Here is a 17,549-nt window from a genome sequence, read left to right as displayed (position 1 = left end):
TAATGCAAGCTATAGTAAAGTAATTCTTTTTGACTTTTCAATCAAAATGCGATTTTTCTGGCTTAATTCCTGACTATCTTGAGCTCACCTATTATTAGCTACTCAAAGCGGTGTATCTGAGGTAGTAAAATCCATGCCTACAATAAAAGACAAAACAGCTTAGTTTATCTTTCTGCTTTCCAACTTTCATTGAGAAATTCCTTTAACTTAATTCTAAATACATAATTAAATTTCTACACTACCAAGTAACAATATTTTTTTGGTACAGCGTCGTTCAGAAAGCTTGATACAAGTGAATTTTCTGACATGTGCCTTTGCTCACGTACTTTTTGTACGTTCCGCAGGCTCAGTCGTCAATTCATCTTGTCTAAAGCTTTCTGAATCTAGCTCTATCTGCTTCTATTTTATTATTGTAAAAAAGTTGCTACAAATTATTAATTAAATGTATTAATATTAATGAAAGAATCAAAAATATTAAGAAAATTTTTAGCAACGGCATCATTATGCGGAACATTATTCACTAGCTCTAATACTGCAGGAGCAACAATTCCTAATCTCGGTAGCGTAAGCTTGAGTCCCGGTGCCGGTCTTGTAGGAGGAGTATTTAATAACGGCAATATTTATTCAAAGGGCTTGGAATTAAAATATCGGCAGATAAAACAAATGCTGTTATTGGCGGGATAAATACATTAATTAATAGCACTACCTGCTTTTGGTGGGGTTGAGGTAAGTCAAAATGTATCAATAGGTGCTTTTAGTGCAACAGTAGGTCTTACTCCTAATTTCACTCCTCTTAAATTTATTAATAATAATGTTACGTCAATTGTTACCGGAGTCGGTAATCAAACATTTAGTAATATAGATTTCGCCGGTAAGAATTCTACTTGACAAATTAATAACGGTTTAAATATTACAACTCAGATAGATAATACGGTAGCTGGCAATAACGGTACAATAACATTTGTAGGTACGGGTACTATATCAAATCACATAGGTCTAACTAACTCTCTTGCCGGAATAAATGTAGGAAACGGGGAAGCACAGATTTATATGTCCGGAGCAGGTAATATTACAATTAATGCTGCAAATATAAATCTTACAACAATAACTCTATACTTACTCTTTTTGACGGTAATATAACAACGTTAACAGGTAATATAAATAATACTACCGGCGTTGACGGTCAAGGGATACTAAATCTAGCTTATGATCTTGGTAGTAGTAACATAATAACATGCGATATAGGTAATATAGGCTCATTAGCCGCAGTAAATGTTTTACTTGGGTCGGCAACACTTAATTCTACAATATTAAAAGCTACTAATATTAATTTACAAAGTAATACGCCCGTACTTAATTTAGATGACGACATAACGGTTACGGGTAATATAGACGGTGCTAAAGGAGTAAACGGAAATTTTATAGGGAATGCTATACTTAACGGAAATATAAATAATTTCAATATACTTCAGTGTAATGGAGGTAACGGTAAGATTCTTGATTTACAAGGTAATACTACGGTAAATAGTATTGTTTTTGCAGATAGTGTTTTAGCTGCGGGAACTATAAGTGTTAACAGTCTATTAGATGTAGGAGGTATTACTTTTAATAATAGTAATGCTAGCGGCGGTACTTTAATAATAAATACCGAAAATACAATCAATGTTGCATTATTAAACGCTATAAAAGCAAAAATACAAATAAATGCTAATTTAACAATCAATGATCCAAGTGCCGGAGATATGGGTGATATTAGAATAGCGGATAATACGACATATACAATAGATGCAGCAAATGGGAATGTAAATTTGCTAAAATAATAATTTAAACAAATCTGGCAATGATGAATATGGAATAGTGAGAATAGGAGCAATCACAAAATACCTAACCATAGCAAATAACGGTGGACCTTATACTATAGAATACTCATCGCCTTAAGAATTTCATAGTAGACTGAGCAGGTGATGTCGTAGTCGATAATACGGTATTTACGCAGTTACTTAGTATGAATAGCAGGTAACATTTAACCAAGCTTTAGACCTAGGAGCGGGTGGTAACATATTATTTAGAGCAGATGGTGAGTTAATAGTAAATGGTGTGACCAGTTCAGTTACGACCTCTGCAAATAACCAAGGCACACTGACAATACAAAGCGGTAATGTTAACGGTACGATTGGAACTAACGGCAGCAGCTTAAAACTCGTAAATATTGGAGCAACCCCCATTACGTTCTCAGCTAATGTATTTCCGTAGCTTTAAATAAGAATGGCTCTATCTTAGCTTTAGCAGATGGGGTTACGCTAACCGGTAGCGTAGGAGCAAATGGAGCAGTACTTAGCACCGGCGGTGTAGGCGGTACATTGAATTTTATAGGTGACGGTAATGTAACTCAAAATATAGGTACGGATGCTGCAAATAGCCCTGCTAATGCTAATATAAATATCCCTAACTTTACTTAATTCAGTAATATCCATTGCGGCAATTAATTTTTGTGCTTCTGCGGTATTTTCTTTCTGTATAGTTCTTATTAATTCTTGATTTGAGGATTGAAACCATCTAAACATAATTATTTTCTTATTAAATTCTATAAATTTTGTTAAAAATGAGCTTATAGATAGAATCATAATAAGAAGTTTTAAGAATACAATAGAAATTTAACTAAAAGTGCGCACAAATGAGTTGAGGTTACTTTAAGGCATATACAAAGTTAGTTTTTTATAATATTTAAAATTCGGAATTTAAAAGAGTTTAATATAACAATTAAAACAAAAGGCGAATAAAAGGAGCATATGAATTTTTTAGAAAACGACAGGAAATCCCGAAACCTGAAAGGGGTTGGCGAGAGTGACGGGACTCGAACCCGCGACCTTCTGCGTGACAGGCAGATGCTCTAACCAACTGAGCTACACCCCCTTATATACTCTTCTGCTTTTAAGAATTGCTCTTTCATTTTATCAAGGATTGCATCTTCATCTATTAAGTATAGGCTGCGGGTGCTCACCTCTCAAAATAAAATTCAATTCTTGAAATCATTTGAGTATACGTAAAAGATAACAATGTATATAACAATTCTTCTATTTCTGCAAGAGTAAAATATCGTATTTTATCAAAAAATATACAGAATCTAACATCTAGCTTATTCCTAATATTATAATTACTAGATATCTCTATTAATCCAAATTAGTCACTACTAGTTGAAGCCTTGAAAATTATTATACTTTTTAAGGCCTTTGTTAAAAAAGAAAAACCTAGTAGTTACATTTATTTTAATAAAATCTTACTTTATTAATAATTATTAGAGGTTTTATATGACTAAACCATATGTCATTAAATTAACTACTCCTTTTGAGCGTATTAAACTTTATAATTCTATACCCGATATTGCTCTTAGAAGTGCTATTATTATGCAGGCAATAATAGATGCAACTAATACTTCTACCAAGAAAGAGGCAACAAAAGCAGAATATAACGCTAAAAAATGGCTTGTTGAAAATAATGAAAATTTTAATGCTACCTGCTTAGAAATTGGCATTGAGCCTAATTATGTAAGAAAGACTGCTAAAAAACTAATTAAATCGCAACAAAATAAGGATAAGCGTCCTAAACTCTACGGCTAAAGTTTAAATAAATTAATTTGTAATAAAACTTGAAATTACTCTAAATATAAATTAATTGTATAGGTGTTACTTAGTAACGCCTATATATTAATTATTTCAGATTATAAAGGTTATTTATGATTATTTCAGTTTCAGGTCAACATATTTCTATCGGTAATAATTTACAAGAATATTCAAAAGAGAGGGCTACGCAAGTCGTTAAAAAATATTTTACCGATATAATAAATATAGATATACATTTTTCAAAAGAAGGAATTAACTTTAAATGTGATATTATAGTAAAATATGGCTCCGGTAAACATAATATAGTCAAAAGTAATGATAGTTGTAGCGATATATATGTAGCTTTTGATAAAGCTATGTCAAAACTAGAAAAACAGCTTAGAAAATATAAATCAAAATTCAAAAATCATCATGCGGGTAAAGTAAAAATATCAGAAATTGCTTACGCAGGTACCAAATATATTATTAATCCGCAATCTGATAGTGAAACCTCTAACGCCGAAGATAATGATAATCCGGCAATTATCGCTGAAAAGCCTGTAGAAATATTAAAATTATCAGTAAAAGAAGCGGTAATGCAAATGGATTTAGAAGATTTACCTGCAGTAGTATTTAAAAATATAAATAATGATCGTATCAATATAGTTTATTATCGTAAAGACGGTAATATTTCTTGGGTAGATTATAATTAATGCTCATTATCCCTTACAAAGGAGTTACGCCAAGAATCGATAAAAGTGCATATATTGCCGAAAGCAGCTCTTTAATAGGAGATGTTGAAATAGGTAGTAATTCAAGCATTTGGTTTAATACGGTTCTTAGAGGCGACGTTGAATCGATAAAAATAGGAAATAATACTAACGTACAAGACGGTAGTGTAATTCATGCTTCAAGGTTTAACGGACCGGTAGAAATAGGAGATAATATAACTATCGGTCATCTCTCTCTTATTCATGCCTGTACAATACATAATAATGCTTTTATCGGTATGAGTGCTACGATAATGGATTATGCAGTAATAGAAGAATATGCTTTTATTGCTGCAAGCAGTCTTATCCTGCCAAAGAAGATAATTAAATCTCAAGAATTATGGATGGGATCCCCTGCAAAATTTGTTAGATATTTAACCGATCAAGATTTAGAATATATGCAAGATAATGTAAGACATTATGTAGAACTTGCAAATGTTTATAAGATACTCGTTTAATTTGAAAAATTGGCGTCGTCTATCTACTTTTTACGTATCAAGAGTATATAAGGAATCCTTAAATGCCTTAACCGTATTTTTAAGTAAAAACGCAATAGTCATCGGTCCGATGCCGCCTGGGATGGGAGTAATATATTGTACTTTAGACTGAACATTTTCAAAATCAACATCACCGATAATTTTATTGCTGCTAATTCTATTAATGCCTACATCAATTACTATAGATTCAGGATTAAAATATTCTGCAGTTAATTTTAAAGGTGAGCCTATTGCAGCAACAACAATATCGGCTTTAGAAGTAATAGAGCGTAAATTGTGTGTCTTAGAATGACAAATAGTAACGCTGCAATTTTCTTTTAACAGTAAAGCACTTAAAGGTTTGCCTACTATATTTGAGCGTCCAATAATTACAACGTTTTTACCGGTTAAATTAGGTTCGTATTTTTTTATAGCTGCAAGACAACCAAGAGCAGTGCAGGGAATAAAGCCTTGACTAATTCCGCTATGTAAGTAACCGACATTTAAAGGGTGGAAACCATCGATATCTTTAGAAGGTGATACTGCCGATAAAATTTTATTTTTATCTATGGAGCTTGGCAAAGGAAGCTGAACTATAATTCCTGAAATCTCGTTATCAAGGTTTAACTCATTGATTTTTGATATTAAATCATTAGTATGAATAGTAGCAGATAGATTTATTAATACAGTATAAATTCCTATTTTATGTGCATTTTTTATTTTGTTTCTTACATAAATAATGCTTGCCGGATTATCGCCTACTAGGACTATAGCAAGCTTCGGTGAAGCGTTGGTGTGGCTTGTAAGTTCTTGAATTTCTAGCTTTAAGTCTGCTAGTATCTCATTGGCTAATGCTTTACCGTCAATTATATTATTCACTCTTATTTTTGTCTCCGTTCAGTTTTAACGTCATTGCAAGGAAATTACGTAAGTAATTTGTAGAAGTCAAGATTTGATCTTACAGACACTATAAATTTTGCACCTGATTGTCAGTTACATTTTGACTGTCAGAGACGTATTCAAGATACAAGATTTCATTATTCTTTTCAACAGCTAATTTTTTACTATCCTTAAAAGTTTGCATAGGAGTTTTTCCATAACAATATTTTCCTGAATGTGGTCGCTCATTATTGAAATGCTCTAACCAAATATCAAGATCTAATTGTAAATCATCAAGATCTGTATAAATCTTTTTCCGCATAGCTGTATCAAAGAATTCTTGTTTCATGGTTTTATTAAAACGCTCACACATACCATTTGTTTGGGGAGAATATGCCTTAGTTGTAGTATGCTCTATACCTTCGATACTTAGAAACAACTCAAAAGCATGATGCTCTATATTCCCCTTATATTCTGACCCACGATCTGTAAGAATACGAAGTATTGGTATCCCTTGGGTCTCGTACCATGGTAACACGCGGTCATTAAGCATATCAGCAGCAGTTAAAGCTGTTTTATCAGTATATAGTTTAGCATCAGCTACCCTAGTATAGCTATCAATAAATACCTGAGAATAAACCTTACCTATACCTTTGAAATTACCTACATAATACGTATCCTGACATCCTAGATAACCTGGATGCTGCGTCTCAGTTTCTCCATGAGCTTCTCTTTCATTACGACGCTCCTCTAGCACTTGTAATTGAGATTCAGTAAGAACAATACCATCCTGAGCCATCTTTGCTTCTAATGCTTTAAGCCTTTTACTGATATTGTTTAAATCATTACGTAACCAAATTGATCGCACTCCTCCAGGCGATACAAGTATACCGCTCTTCTTAAGCTCATTTGATACTCTTAGCTGACCATATGCTGGATATTCTATTGCCATATCCATTACTGCTTTCTCTATCGCTGGATCAACTCTATTCGCTATTATTGGCTTTCTTCGACTAATTTCATATAATGCCTCTTCGCCACCAGTTTCATACAGTGCTTTAAATCTGTAATAACTATCTCTACTATAGCCCATCGCTTTACATGCTGATGATATGCTACCAAGACTCTTAGCTAGTTCTAGTAACCCTATTTTTGGCTTTATTATTTTTTGATTTAAGTTCATTTTTCATCTCCATTTAATAATTAATTTATTTTACTAAATGTAAGATATAATCTCAACTATTACAAGTAATTGACGAAGCAATCTCAGGAGTTTGTTATTGTTTCATGAGATTGTCACGTTCTCTACGGTTGCTCGCAATGACGATCTCTTTATTTAGTCACGCTCTTACTTCTTTTCCCCGTATTTTTGGTAGTAGAATACTCAAAATGTAGAGCCTTGCCGTCAAATACTCTACTATAAGCATGATGAAGACTGCTTGCCGCTTCAGCAAAACCCGTAAGAATCAGCTTAAGCTTACCAACATAATGAGCAATATCGCCAATGGCGTAAATACCTTCTATATTAGTTTGATAATAGGAAGAGTCTACTTCAATATGGTGAAGCTTAACATTTAAACCCCAATTTGCTAAGCTACCTAAATCTTGTTTTAACCCAAAAAAAGGTAGTAATATATTGGCATCCAATTTGCGAGTATTATTTTGTAAATCTTTAACTATAACCGATTGAAGTTCACTATTATTACCATCTAAAGCATTTAATTGATAACCGGTTATTAACTCGATTTTATCGGTTTCTGCAATATGCCTTAATTGCCTTACGCTTTCAGGAGCTGCCGTAAATTTATCCCGCCTATGTACTAAATATATTTTATTTGCAATATCTGAAAGAGAAATAGCCCAGTCAACAGCCGAATCCCCGCCGCCTGCTATAACTATATTTTTACCCGCAAATTTGCTTTTATCATTGATGAAATAAAAAACTGACTTGCTTTCAAAATCTTCAATATTCGCAAGGGGCGGTTTGTTTGGACCGAATGAACCTGCTCCTGCTGCAATAATAATAACTTTGCTTTTAATAAGAGTGTTTTTTGAGGTTTTAATTTCAAAAAAATCATCTTGTTTATTTAGCTCTATAGCTTGCTGATTTAAATGATATATAGGGTTAAAAGGAGCTGCTTGAAGTGCTAACTGTTTTATTAGCTCTTCTGCTGCAATTTTAGGATATGCCGGTATATCGTAAATAGGCTTTTCAGGATATAGGGTAATACACTGACCGCCGATAACTTCTTGTGCATCAATAACATGACACTTCATACCAAGCATTCCTGCTTGAAAAACTGCAAATAATCCAACCGGACCGGCACCTATTATTACAACATCAGTATTATACATACTTTTTATATTTAAATTTTAAAAAGGATTTTATTGGATATTGAGAAAATAATCAATGGTTATGTGAGTATATTTATAGAAATCCAACACTTTCGCAGGGGGATTTTTAAAAACTGTCGGATATTATACTAGACGAGATGCATTTAAAGGTTGTGCTGCATTCCACTTTTCTTCTACGGGTTCTAATATATCCGCTTTTATCTCGGTTTTGTTTTGTAGCATACCGAATAATGAGATTTTTTTAGTATCTATAGGTAATATTTGTGCTACTTCCCTATCGCTTTTGGTAATTATAATAGATTCTTTATCTGTTTGTAATTTTCCTATATAAAGAATCTATTTATAGCTAATTTGGGTTATATTCATTATATTTTAATGTAAAAAATAAAATTTAAAGAAAAACCAAAACAAATTCTGTGGGGCACATATCATCAATTCATATTTAAATATAACCATTTCTTAAACTAGCCTTGTAAAATCGTTAAACTTTGTAAAAGATTAATAATAGAAATTAATTATTTTTATAATAAATTATGAAAATTAAGATTCTACGAAATATTATCGGTTTTATTATCTTAACTATAAGTACGGGCAATAGTTTTGCCTCCTCCGCTAATGCTTTTTTCCTTGTTAGTGCGATGGTTTTACCGTCTTGTATAGTTCGGCTACTCCTTTAGCTTTCGGTACGTATGTCGATGCTCTGCAAACAAATACAATTATAATCAAAGTGTACTTTAGGTACTAATTATACTGTTTCATTAAATGCCGGTACTGCACCTGCTGCTACAACTAGTACCCGTAAAATGACTGGTCTTGTTAACACTAATAGTTATTTACCTTATAATCTTTACTCCCATGCAGGGAGAACGCAGAATTGGGGAAAATCAATCAAGTGACTGGGGAATGGGAACAGGACTAGATCAAACGCTCACAATATACGGCAAAATACCTCAAGGAGCAAATGTTCCTTCCGATACTTATAATGATACAATTACAATAATCGTGGCATATTGATATAAATATTTTTTAAGATTTCTACCTATCCTATCTATATTCTTGACTTTTAATTCTTTTGCCAGTGCCACTATCGTACCTGTCAATATATAGTAATAGAATAGCAACTATGACGGTGCAAAATAATGATTATGCACCTAAAAAGTTTCAATTAATTCGTTTAAAGCGTACATATACAGATGGTATAGAAGAATATAAAGAAACTAAAGATTTAGTGGCAACTCCGATAACATTTACCTTACATGATGGTAAAATACAATTGATACGGGTAGCTTTAAAAAACACACAGAATTATTCTACTAAAACAAAAGACTATAGAATTTTTATAAAAGAATTACCTCGTAGAGTGAAGTTAGAGAATAGTGTTACCTCCACCGTAGATCTTGTTGTTCAGCATAGTATAGCTATAACAATATCAGGTTAAAAATCTTTAAAACTAAATAAATTAAAGCAATGTGCTTTTTAAATACAATAATATCGGTTTTTATAGATATTATTTTTTTATACCGGTGAGTTTTGCAGGTGGAGTTATCTCTGAATTTCTTGGTGATATTTCGCCTTGAATCGCAGCGGATACAAACGTACATGAGGATCAGGAGTTAGGGTTATTGCCCCAATTACCTCTAGCAGTAGAATTTGAGAATAGCGCTAATGAAATTGCGGATGAGAGTGAATTGATGGTTTCATTAGAAGTTAATTATACCGAAACCGATATATTGCCGACTATAGTGCAAAACGCTCAAGGTCATTATTTAATTCCTCTTGAAGATATAGAACATTTTGATGTTCAAGAAGATTATCTTAAGCAGGGTTTAGTGAATTATCATGATACTGCATATATTAATTTAGATTTGCTTGAGGGTACTAAATATGATTTAAACTTTGAGAATTTAGATTGAAATATTACTTTTCCAGCAGAAAAATTCAACCTCAATCATTTGATGCTTCAGGTGGTCCTATGAAGAACGTCGATACTAAACTTATTAGTGGGGTATATTTAAACTATGATGTGACTCTTAGTCCAAATGATGATATTAATTATTTAGCCGGAGTAGAGGAACTCAATTATTTCACTGAACACGGTGTATAGTTATAGTTTCTTATTTCAAACTGAAGCCGTTAAATCAAATTTTTCTAAAATCACAAATACCACAAAAAACCAAAATAAATTTACACGTTTAGACACAAATTGGACATATGAGAATGTGGATAAGATGACTAATTGGTGGGTAGGGGATAATAGCATAACTAAAGTGTCTTCTTGGTCTAATTCAACTAGATTTGCCGGTATTCAGTATACTACTAATTTTGCAGTTAGACCGAATTTAGTTACCTATTCGTTACTGGATTTTAGAGGGAAATCAGAACTTCCAAGCAGTATAGAGATATTTTCAAATAGTATACCTATATATAATGCTAAAGCTCATATGGGGGATTTTGATATAACCAATATTCCGGTTATCACCGGTATAGGTGATTTAATAGTTAAAACGCAAGATATAACCGGTAAAGTTTAGACAATTACTATTCCTTATTACGCATCACCGAGCTTATTACGTCCCGGGCTTTCACATTTCTCTTACGAAGCAGGTTTTCAAAGACAAGATTTTACTATATATAGCAGTGCTTATAAATATTTAGTTCTAAATACTGATTATATGCTTGGTATGAATGATTATTTAACAAGCGGCGGACATTTTGAATTTTTAAAAAATAATGGAGCAGTAGGGGTAATAATTTAAAAATCGGAAATTTATTCTAGGCATTTCAGCTGCAAATAATATCAAAAATTTCGGTCGCTGTCAAAGAATTAATTGCGGCTATACTTATGAATCGGAATATTTTGATATTAATAGTAATTTAGATTGGAATAATAGTAATTATCAGGACGTATATAACGATCCCGATAAAATTTTCTCAAGTTTAAATTATCAGATTTCAGCTAGTTGCGGTAATACCGATTTTGGTAATATAAGTGTTAATTTTTTGTCTTTTGTCGTAAATAACACAATGCAAAAAGGTAAACGCTCAAATATATTATCATCAACTTATCAAAGAAATATTACTAAAAAAGGTTTCTTAAGTTTTACTATAGGTACCGATTTAAACAGTAAACGTAAAAATAATTTTGCCTATATACCATTTAACTTAAATTTAGATTCCAATAAAAGCATTTCATTGACCGATTTATATCAAAATAAATATCATACAAAGCAACTTGGTGTTTCCTCGCCGATTACTTCAAATATGGGATGGGGATATAATGCTAACCTGATCAAAGCTAAAGCTACAAATTACAATGTACAAGTTAACCGTAACGGTAAAAATAATGATATTGGAGTTTATCTGCAGAAAAATGATACCGAAATAATGAAACAGTTTAATATCAAAGGAGGAATTTTCTCTATTGATAAAAGCTATTATAAGACAAGACCGATTAACGGAGGTCTTGCTTTGATTAAAGTAAATAGTTTAAAGAATGTCGGGGTTTATAATAATAGCGGGTGATACCGATGATAAAGGTAAAATGCTTGTACCTAACTTAACACCGTATGTTCCTTCCGAAATAAGACTAGACGATGAAAATCTACCTCTTAATACAGAGTTTGAAGAAATTGCTTTGAAAGTTGTTCCAAGAACAAAATCAGCGGTATTATTAGACTTTAATATTAAAATAATTAAAAGCATTGAAATGACAGTATTTGATAGTACGTGAGTATTGAAGGTTTAGATGAAGAAATATTTGTAGGCTATGACGGTAAGATATATATTAAAGATCTTGAAGTATTAAACGGTTCTATTTGTGACGAGAATGCGGAGAATAATAAATGCTGTCATTTTAGCGTACCGGTTAATAGAGATTTAAATGACCCTGTAATTGATTTAGGCGAAGCAATATGCAAATGAAGACTTTATTGTTACTCCTGTGTGGACTAAAAACGTTCCGTTGTCATACCGTGGCTTGACCACCACGGTATGACAAATTCTTTTTAAGCAATGTCAAGAAATCAATAATAATATTATTAATCAACATGATTATGTCAGGAAATGCTATGGCGTTACTTGCAACATGTAATCCGTCAGTTCCAACCGTAAATTTCGGTAGTTTTAATGTCGGTACCATTAGCACAACTTCCGTTACTGCTTCAGTTACTTGTGGTGTTTTATTATCACTACTTGTTAGCTATACCGTAACTTTTAGTACAGGAGCTGCTAATATTTATAACCCAAGAAATATGATTAATGGGGTACGTAAGCTGAATTATAATTTGTATAAAGATGCTGGTTTTACTCAAATCCTCGGTAACGGTACTAGTAGTACTGTAACATTTACCAATAGCTATACACTAGGTCTTGAACCGGTCACAAAAAACTATACCGTATATGCACGTCTGCCGTCACAACCTCTTGCTGCTGCCGGCACGTTTCAAGACACTATTACCGTAACTCAGCCATGGCTATATAATAAAAAATCTTTAAAATCAAAATGCTTCAGCCTAGGTTCTAACTTTGTTGCTTGCATGGATTGACTCCTAGGGTGCTAGACATTGCTGTCCAGTATTATGAAGCTGTATTTTTATTATAATATCAAAAACAATTTAAGTTTTATATTACTATAACTACATTTAGTATTTTGTAGTTACTTAATATTTTTAACTTAAATAAAGGTCGAATTTATGAAAAATGAAGAACAACACAATCCACCAACTCCAAAACATGGTCGAATAATATTCCCGCTTTACACAATGGGAAAAGTTTGTGTAGATAAGAAGCTAATAGATGAAGAGTGGAAACTTAACGAATTTGAAACAGGGAAAGGGAGTGATGAGCGTTTTGGAAATGATGTCGCAGGGGAACCGCTACCGCTAGATGGGCATATTCTTAATGGTGGGCGTACAGATGATACAGATTGGGTAAATGCTACTAATGAAGAAATAAGAGCGGAATTAAAAGATCCAACGTTTAACTGGATAAACTATACCATTAGAAGGTGAGAAAAAACTTACAATAGCATGGGATTATACTGTATCACATAAAACTTGCGGTTATATAGTGCAAATGACAAAAGCAGAGTTTACCTTTGAAAATAGACTGAAACACGATGATTTAGAAGAAATTTATAGTGAACTTTCTGATCAATTTCCTTACTGGGATCATACATTAGTTCCTTCTAAAATGATTGAAGTAACTTTTCCAGATAGAGAGCCAGGATATTATGTTGTAGAAGTTGATTGGATAGTAGCCGACACACCACGTTTGTTGCATCGTTTATTGTTGAATATAAGGATGAGGTTACACCGATAGGTCTCTTAATACGAATGATAGAGAATGTATTTAACGTTATTCCCGTATAGATAAGGTCTTGTTGCATGGATCGGCTTTCCTTCTGTTACGCTGTGACTTGATCGTGAGATGACAGAGATGGAATCGATCCTTAAACTTATGTCTACGCGAAAATGCAACCGGGAACCACGCAACGTTGCCTTACTTCCGCAGGATAAGGCTGTTTGTGCCTTAAGAAGGTATAATATTTGTACAAACTATTCTATATAGTAATCAAGAGTGATTTGTGTCAAGTCAAAAATCTAAAAAAAAATAAATATTTATATTGAATAAATTATTATTCTCGTGTCTACTTAAGTGAAGATTCTATACACTGAATATGGTGTCATTTTTTCAAAATAAGCATTATAAATCCTACAACCCCATTAGTACCTATAATGAACACGTTTAAAAAAAATAAATTTCAAATCACTATAAACAACAACCATAACAATTTACTTACTCCTTTCGGTAAAGCTATTCTGCGAGATCGATATCTTATGAAAGGTGAGGATTTTCAAGATTTATTTGCAAGAGTTTCTAGTTATTATGCCGAAAATAAACAGCATGCTCAGAAGTTATATGAATATATGAGTAAAATGTGGTTTATGCCAGCAACACCAATCTTAAGTAACGGCGGAACGGATAGGGGACTTCCTATTTCATGCTTCTTGAATGAGACCGATGATAGCTTAGACGATATAGTAAATTTATGGACAGAAAATGTTTGGCTTGCTGCACGCGGTGGCGGGATTGGCAGTTATTGGGGTAATGTTCGTGCTATTAATGAAGGGATTCGTGATAAAGGTCATTCATCTGGTATTATACCGTTTATTAAAGTAATGGATTCTATGACTCTTGCTATTTCGCAAGGTTCTATTAGACGAGGTTCATCGGCTGTATATTTGCCTATTAATCACCCTGAAATTGAAGAATTTATCGATATAAGACGTCCGACAGGCGGGGATGTTAACCGTAAAGCTCTTAATATTCATCACGGTATAGCTATAACCGATGAATTTATGAAAGCAGTTGAAAACAATACGGATTTTGACCTTGTTAGTCCTGCTACCAAAAAAGTCGTAAATAAAGTTAGAGCAAGAGATTTATGGGTTAAGTTATTAACTACTAGAATAGAAACAGGTGAGCCTTACTTGTTATTTATCGATAGTGTTAATAAATCTATCCCTGAGCATCATAAAAAATTAGGGCTTCAAGTTAAAATGTCTAATCTTTGTAGCGAAATTACATTGCCGACGGGAATTGACCATCTAGGAAAGTCAAGAACTGCTGTTTGCTGCCTTTCCTCTTTAAATTTAGAGTATTACGAAGAGTGGAAAGACGATAAAGAATTTATCCATTCTATTATGTTGTTCCTTGATAATGTTTTAGAAGACTTTATTAATAAAGCACCGGATACTATGGCAAGAGCTAAATATTCGGCTTTACGTGAGCGAAGCGTTGGACTTGGCGTAATGGGCTTCCACTCATTTTTGCAAATGAAAAAAGTACCGATAGAATCGGTTATGGCAAAAGTTTGGAATAAAAAAATATTTGAATATATATCTGCTGAAACTGATAAAGCCTCAATAGAAATCGGTAAAGAAAAAGGAGCATGTCCTGATGCTCTAGATGCAGGAAGTAATGAACGATTTAGCAATAAAACCGCAATAGCACCTACCGCCTCAATTTCGGTAATAGCAGGTAATGCCTCACCCGGAATAGAGCCGTTTGCCGCTAATAGCTTTGTACAAAAGACTTTAACCGGTTCTTTTAACGTGCGTAACAAACATTTAGAAAAGTTATTAGAGGAGAAAGGATTTAATAATGATCAAGTTTGGTCTTCGATTGCAACACATGAAGGATCAGTACAACATTTAACATTTTTATCCGAAGAAGAAAAACAGGTTTTCAAAACCGCTTACGAAATTGATCAGAATTGGCTAATTGAACTGGCAAGCGATCGTACTCCTTACATTACGCAAGCACAATCTTTAAACATCTTTTTACCGGGGAATGTTAGTAAGAAATATTTAAATAATATTCATTTTAAAGCCTGGACAAAAGGAGTAAAAAGTTTATATTACTGTCGATCGACATCAATACAGCGAGCCGATAAGGTCTCGCATGACGTATTAAAGGCCGATTTTAAAGATTTAGAGGAACAAAACGATAAGTTAGCAGAAGCCGGTAACTACGAAGAATGCTTAGCTTGTCAGTAAGTATAACTATGCAAAGATATTTAGACCCAACAAATGATGTAGCATTTAAAAAATTGTTTACGGATAAAACAAGGTGACTAGGCTTTCTCAATATATTATGAGGTTACCTGAAGAGTTAAGGATTATCAACCTTGAGTATATTTCAAACGAACAAGCGCCGGATTTAGGACAGAATAAAAGGAGTATAGTAGACGTACAAGTTCGAGATAACTCCGGCAATATTTATATTGTTGAGATGCAAAACGGCTATGCCGATGCTTCTTTAGCAAGAGTACCATTTTACAGTTGTATAGCATTTTCTTCGCAATTAAAAAGAGGAAAAGAATATGTTGATCTAGCTCCTGTAGTAATGGTAGTAATTATTTCTGGATTTCAGGCATTGCCCGAGGAAAAAGAATGTATTAGCTATCATCAAACTATTAATGTCGGCAACGGTAAGCATCAACTTAAATGCTTGCGTATTTGTTGAATTAGACAAATTTACCAAAGAAGCAGATGAGTTAGAAAGCTTAGAAAATGATTGGTTATATATGATGGCTAAATTCGATAGAGCAAAAGAACCCCCGCAACATACAAAAGATGAAAATAGCATTATCAGTTTATAAAACTATTGAATAATTTAACTGGAGCGAAGCAGAATATGATAATTATATTAAAGCGATGCTTGCTACTCCAACAGAAGAGTTAAATCAAAAAAGTAAATATAATGAGGGGAAAGCTGAGGGTATTGAAATTGGAGAAACTAGAAGAAATACAGAAATAGCAAAAGAAATGTTAGCGGATAATGAGCCGATAGAGAAAATAATTAAATATACTAAGCTTTCAAAAGAAGAAATAGAAAAATTAAAAGAAGAAAAATTATGTCACTACTTGATGCAAGTCCAATTTATAAACCGTTTTCATATCCATGGGCATATGAAGCTTGGCACACTCAACAAAAAATTCATTGGCTACCGGAAGAAGTACCGCTTGCCGACGATGTTAAAGATTGGAAATATAACTTAACTCCAGGGGAAAAACATCTATTAACGCAAATATTTCGTTTTTTTACACAGGCAGATATTGAAGTGAATAATTGCTATATGAAGCATTATTCACGAGTATTTAAACCGACTGAAATATTAATGATGTTATCAGCATTTTCTAATATGGAAACGGTACATATCGCGGCATATTCACATTTACTTGATACGGTAGGTATGCCGGAAGTAGAATATTCAGCATTTCTTAAATATAAGGAAATGAAAGACAAGTATGATTATATGCAGCAATTCGGAGTGGATGCCAAAGAAGATATAGCAACTACACTCGCAGTATTTGGAGCTTTTACTGAAGGATTACAGCTATTTGCTTCTTTTGCGATCATGCTTAATTTCCCTCGTTTTAATAAAATGAAAGGTATGGGACAGATTATTGCTTGGTCAGTGCGTGATGAAACACTTCATACTAACTCAATTATTACTCTGTTTAAGACTTTTGTAAGAGAAAACCCTGAAGTTTGGACAGAAACTTTACGTAAACGTATTTACGAAGCTTGTACGACTATTGTGCATTTTGAAGATGCCTTTATTGAACTTGCTTTTGAAGTTGGCGGTATTGAGGGATTAACGGCATATGAAGTAAGACAATATATTCGTTATATTGCCGACCGTCGTTTAATGCAGCTAGGACTCAAAGATGTATATTTGGTAAATCATAACCCCCTTCCTTGGCTTGATGAAATGCTAAACGGAGTCGAACATACGAACTTTTTTGAAAATAGAACAACTGAATATTCAAAAGCAGCGACTACCGGTTCATGGGAAGAAGTATTCACTGAGATGGACGCCACAGCGGAGGCTAAATAATATACTCAGATAGCACTTATGCTGAACATGTTGTGTCGAAGTATAAATATTAACAACAACAATA

General features: G+C 33.1%; 24 protein-coding genes, 1 tRNA gene and 2 pseudogenes. 20 read left to right on the top strand and 7 right to left on the bottom strand.

Annotated elements, in window-relative coordinates:
- The first annotated feature begins 456 nt into the window (after positions 1-456).
- Positions 457-684, top strand: coding sequence for a hypothetical protein (locus tag RPR_RS00505; RefSeq protein WP_041472339.1), 228 nt, complete (start codon positions 457-459; stop codon positions 682-684).
- Positions 685-1,204: 520 nt separating this feature from the next.
- On the opposite strand, the gene RPR_RS00495 is transcribed toward RPR_RS00505, so the two are convergent.
- Positions 1,205-1,462, bottom strand: coding sequence for a hypothetical protein (locus RPR_RS00495; RefSeq protein ID WP_187145794.1), 258 nt, complete (start codon positions 1,460-1,462; stop codon positions 1,205-1,207).
- Between the two features lie 635 nt (positions 1,463-2,097).
- Between RPR_RS00495 and RPR_RS08810 the strand changes: the two genes are divergently transcribed.
- Complete coding sequence (locus RPR_RS08810; protein WP_228368863.1) at positions 2,098-2,253, top strand: hypothetical protein; 156 nt, start codon at positions 2,098-2,100, stop codon at positions 2,251-2,253.
- A gap of 47 nt (positions 2,254-2,300) precedes the next feature.
- Here the strand turns inward: RPR_RS08810 and RPR_RS08415 are convergent, their stop codons facing one another.
- Complete coding sequence (locus RPR_RS08415; RefSeq protein ID WP_187145820.1) at positions 2,301-2,564, bottom strand: hypothetical protein; 264 nt, start codon at positions 2,562-2,564, stop codon at positions 2,301-2,303.
- 272 nt (positions 2,565-2,836) lie between these two features.
- Positions 2,837-2,913, bottom strand: a tRNA-Asp gene (locus RPR_RS00475).
- Positions 2,914-3,308: 395 nt separating this feature from the next.
- Between RPR_RS00475 and RPR_RS00470 the strand changes: the two genes are divergently transcribed.
- The 3 genes from RPR_RS00470 (at position 3,309) to RPR_RS00460 (ending at position 4,827) form a co-directional block, all read left to right on the top strand.
- The gene (locus RPR_RS00470) at positions 3,309-3,617 is read left to right on the top strand and encodes a hypothetical protein (protein WP_012736379.1); all 309 of its coding nucleotides are present in this window, start codon (positions 3,309-3,311) and stop codon (positions 3,615-3,617) included.
- 116 nt (positions 3,618-3,733) lie between these two features.
- Positions 3,734-4,312 (top strand): ribosome hibernation-promoting factor, HPF/YfiA family, encoded by a 579-nt coding sequence (gene hpf / locus RPR_RS00465; protein WP_012736378.1) that lies wholly within the window; start codon positions 3,734-3,736, stop codon positions 4,310-4,312.
- On the top strand, positions 4,312-4,827 hold the full coding sequence (locus RPR_RS00460) for a gamma carbonic anhydrase family protein (protein WP_012736377.1): 516 nt from the start codon (positions 4,312-4,314) through the stop codon (positions 4,825-4,827). The genes hpf and RPR_RS00460 overlap by 1 nt, the downstream gene beginning before the upstream one ends.
- A gap of 30 nt (positions 4,828-4,857) precedes the next feature.
- Here RPR_RS00460 and folD read toward each other — a convergent pair whose 3' ends face one another.
- The 4 genes and pseudogenes from folD to RPR_RS08805 all read right to left on the bottom strand — a co-directional run bounded on the left by folD (position 4,858) and on the right by RPR_RS08805 (position 8,415).
- On the bottom strand, positions 4,858-5,724 hold the full coding sequence (gene folD, locus RPR_RS00455; protein ID WP_012736376.1) for a bifunctional methylenetetrahydrofolate dehydrogenase/methenyltetrahydrofolate cyclohydrolase FolD: 867 nt from the start codon (positions 5,722-5,724) through the stop codon (positions 4,858-4,860).
- An 88-nt stretch (positions 5,725-5,812) separates the two neighbouring features.
- Positions 5,813-6,907 (bottom strand): IS481-like element ISRpe1 family transposase, encoded by a 1,095-nt coding sequence (locus RPR_RS00450; protein ID WP_012736375.1) that lies wholly within the window; start codon positions 6,905-6,907, stop codon positions 5,813-5,815.
- A gap of 165 nt (positions 6,908-7,072) precedes the next feature.
- Positions 7,073-8,079: pseudogene (locus RPR_RS00445) on the bottom strand (NAD(P)/FAD-dependent oxidoreductase).
- A gap of 123 nt (positions 8,080-8,202) precedes the next feature.
- The gene (locus RPR_RS08805) at positions 8,203-8,415 is read right to left on the bottom strand and encodes a type II toxin-antitoxin system Phd/YefM family antitoxin (protein ID WP_228368902.1); all 213 of its coding nucleotides are present in this window, start codon (positions 8,413-8,415) and stop codon (positions 8,203-8,205) included.
- A 401-nt stretch (positions 8,416-8,816) separates the two neighbouring features.
- On the opposite strand from RPR_RS08805, the pseudogene RPR_RS09845 reads away from it, so the two are divergent.
- From RPR_RS09845 to RPR_RS00355, 15 genes and pseudogenes are all read left to right on the top strand, one after another.
- Positions 8,817-9,093, top strand: a pseudogene (locus RPR_RS09845) (spore coat U domain-containing protein); the annotation flags it as partial.
- A gap of 109 nt (positions 9,094-9,202) precedes the next feature.
- On the top strand, positions 9,203-9,517 hold the full coding sequence (locus RPR_RS00425; protein ID WP_012736373.1) for a fimbria/pilus periplasmic chaperone: 315 nt from the start codon (positions 9,203-9,205) through the stop codon (positions 9,515-9,517).
- Between the two features lie 184 nt (positions 9,518-9,701).
- Positions 9,702-9,992, top strand: a complete 291-nt coding sequence (locus RPR_RS00420; RefSeq protein WP_228368862.1) for a hypothetical protein — start codon at positions 9,702-9,704, stop codon at positions 9,990-9,992.
- Between the two features lie 59 nt (positions 9,993-10,051).
- Positions 10,052-10,183: a hypothetical protein gene (locus RPR_RS00415; RefSeq protein WP_012150834.1), complete on the top strand. Its 132-nt coding sequence runs from the start codon at positions 10,052-10,054 to the stop codon at positions 10,181-10,183.
- 124 nt (positions 10,184-10,307) lie between these two features.
- Complete coding sequence (locus tag RPR_RS00410) at positions 10,308-10,610, top strand: hypothetical protein (RefSeq protein ID WP_187145808.1); 303 nt, start codon at positions 10,308-10,310, stop codon at positions 10,608-10,610.
- A gap of 493 nt (positions 10,611-11,103) precedes the next feature.
- Complete coding sequence (locus RPR_RS08795; protein ID WP_228368861.1) at positions 11,104-11,601, top strand: hypothetical protein; 498 nt, start codon at positions 11,104-11,106, stop codon at positions 11,599-11,601.
- On the top strand, positions 11,573-11,809 hold the full coding sequence (locus RPR_RS00390) for a fimbria/pilus outer membrane usher protein (RefSeq protein WP_085065582.1): 237 nt from the start codon (positions 11,573-11,575) through the stop codon (positions 11,807-11,809). Before RPR_RS08795 ends, RPR_RS00390 begins: the two co-directional genes overlap by 29 nt.
- The gene (locus RPR_RS00385) at positions 11,806-12,000 is read left to right on the top strand and encodes a hypothetical protein (RefSeq protein ID WP_085065581.1); all 195 of its coding nucleotides are present in this window, start codon (positions 11,806-11,808) and stop codon (positions 11,998-12,000) included. Before RPR_RS00390 ends, RPR_RS00385 begins: the two co-directional genes overlap by 4 nt.
- Positions 12,001-12,125: 125 nt before the next feature.
- Entirely contained in the window at positions 12,126-12,623 is a 498-nt protein-coding gene (locus RPR_RS00380; protein ID WP_187145793.1) for a spore coat U domain-containing protein, read from the top strand.
- A 147-nt stretch (positions 12,624-12,770) separates the two neighbouring features.
- Positions 12,771-13,088: a hypothetical protein gene (locus tag RPR_RS00375; protein WP_012736371.1), complete on the top strand. Its 318-nt coding sequence runs from the start codon at positions 12,771-12,773 to the stop codon at positions 13,086-13,088.
- A gap of 55 nt (positions 13,089-13,143) precedes the next feature.
- Positions 13,144-13,398, top strand: a complete 255-nt coding sequence (locus RPR_RS00370; protein WP_343230981.1) for a chitin-binding protein — start codon at positions 13,144-13,146, stop codon at positions 13,396-13,398.
- A gap of 416 nt (positions 13,399-13,814) precedes the next feature.
- The gene (locus RPR_RS00365) at positions 13,815-15,638 is read left to right on the top strand and encodes a ribonucleoside-diphosphate reductase subunit alpha (RefSeq protein WP_012736369.1); all 1,824 of its coding nucleotides are present in this window, start codon (positions 13,815-13,817) and stop codon (positions 15,636-15,638) included.
- A gap of 73 nt (positions 15,639-15,711) precedes the next feature.
- The gene (locus RPR_RS08410; RefSeq protein ID WP_187145792.1) at positions 15,712-16,107 is read left to right on the top strand and encodes a PD-(D/E)XK nuclease family transposase; all 396 of its coding nucleotides are present in this window, start codon (positions 15,712-15,714) and stop codon (positions 16,105-16,107) included.
- Entirely contained in the window at positions 16,061-16,243 is a 183-nt protein-coding gene (locus tag RPR_RS08790) for a hypothetical protein (protein ID WP_228368860.1), read from the top strand. Before RPR_RS08410 ends, RPR_RS08790 begins: the two co-directional genes overlap by 47 nt.
- Before the next feature lie 255 nt (positions 16,244-16,498).
- Positions 16,499-17,485: a ribonucleotide-diphosphate reductase subunit beta gene (locus RPR_RS00355; protein ID WP_004995690.1), complete on the top strand. Its 987-nt coding sequence runs from the start codon at positions 16,499-16,501 to the stop codon at positions 17,483-17,485.
- The last annotated feature ends 64 nt before the right edge of the window (positions 17,486-17,549 follow it).

The organism is Rickettsia peacockii str. Rustic (genome assembly GCF_000021525.1).
GTDB lineage: Bacteria > Pseudomonadota > Alphaproteobacteria > Rickettsiales > Rickettsiaceae > Rickettsia > Rickettsia rickettsii.
Note: the sequence above shows the minus strand (reverse complement) of the source record. Positions and strands in the feature narration are given on the sequence as shown.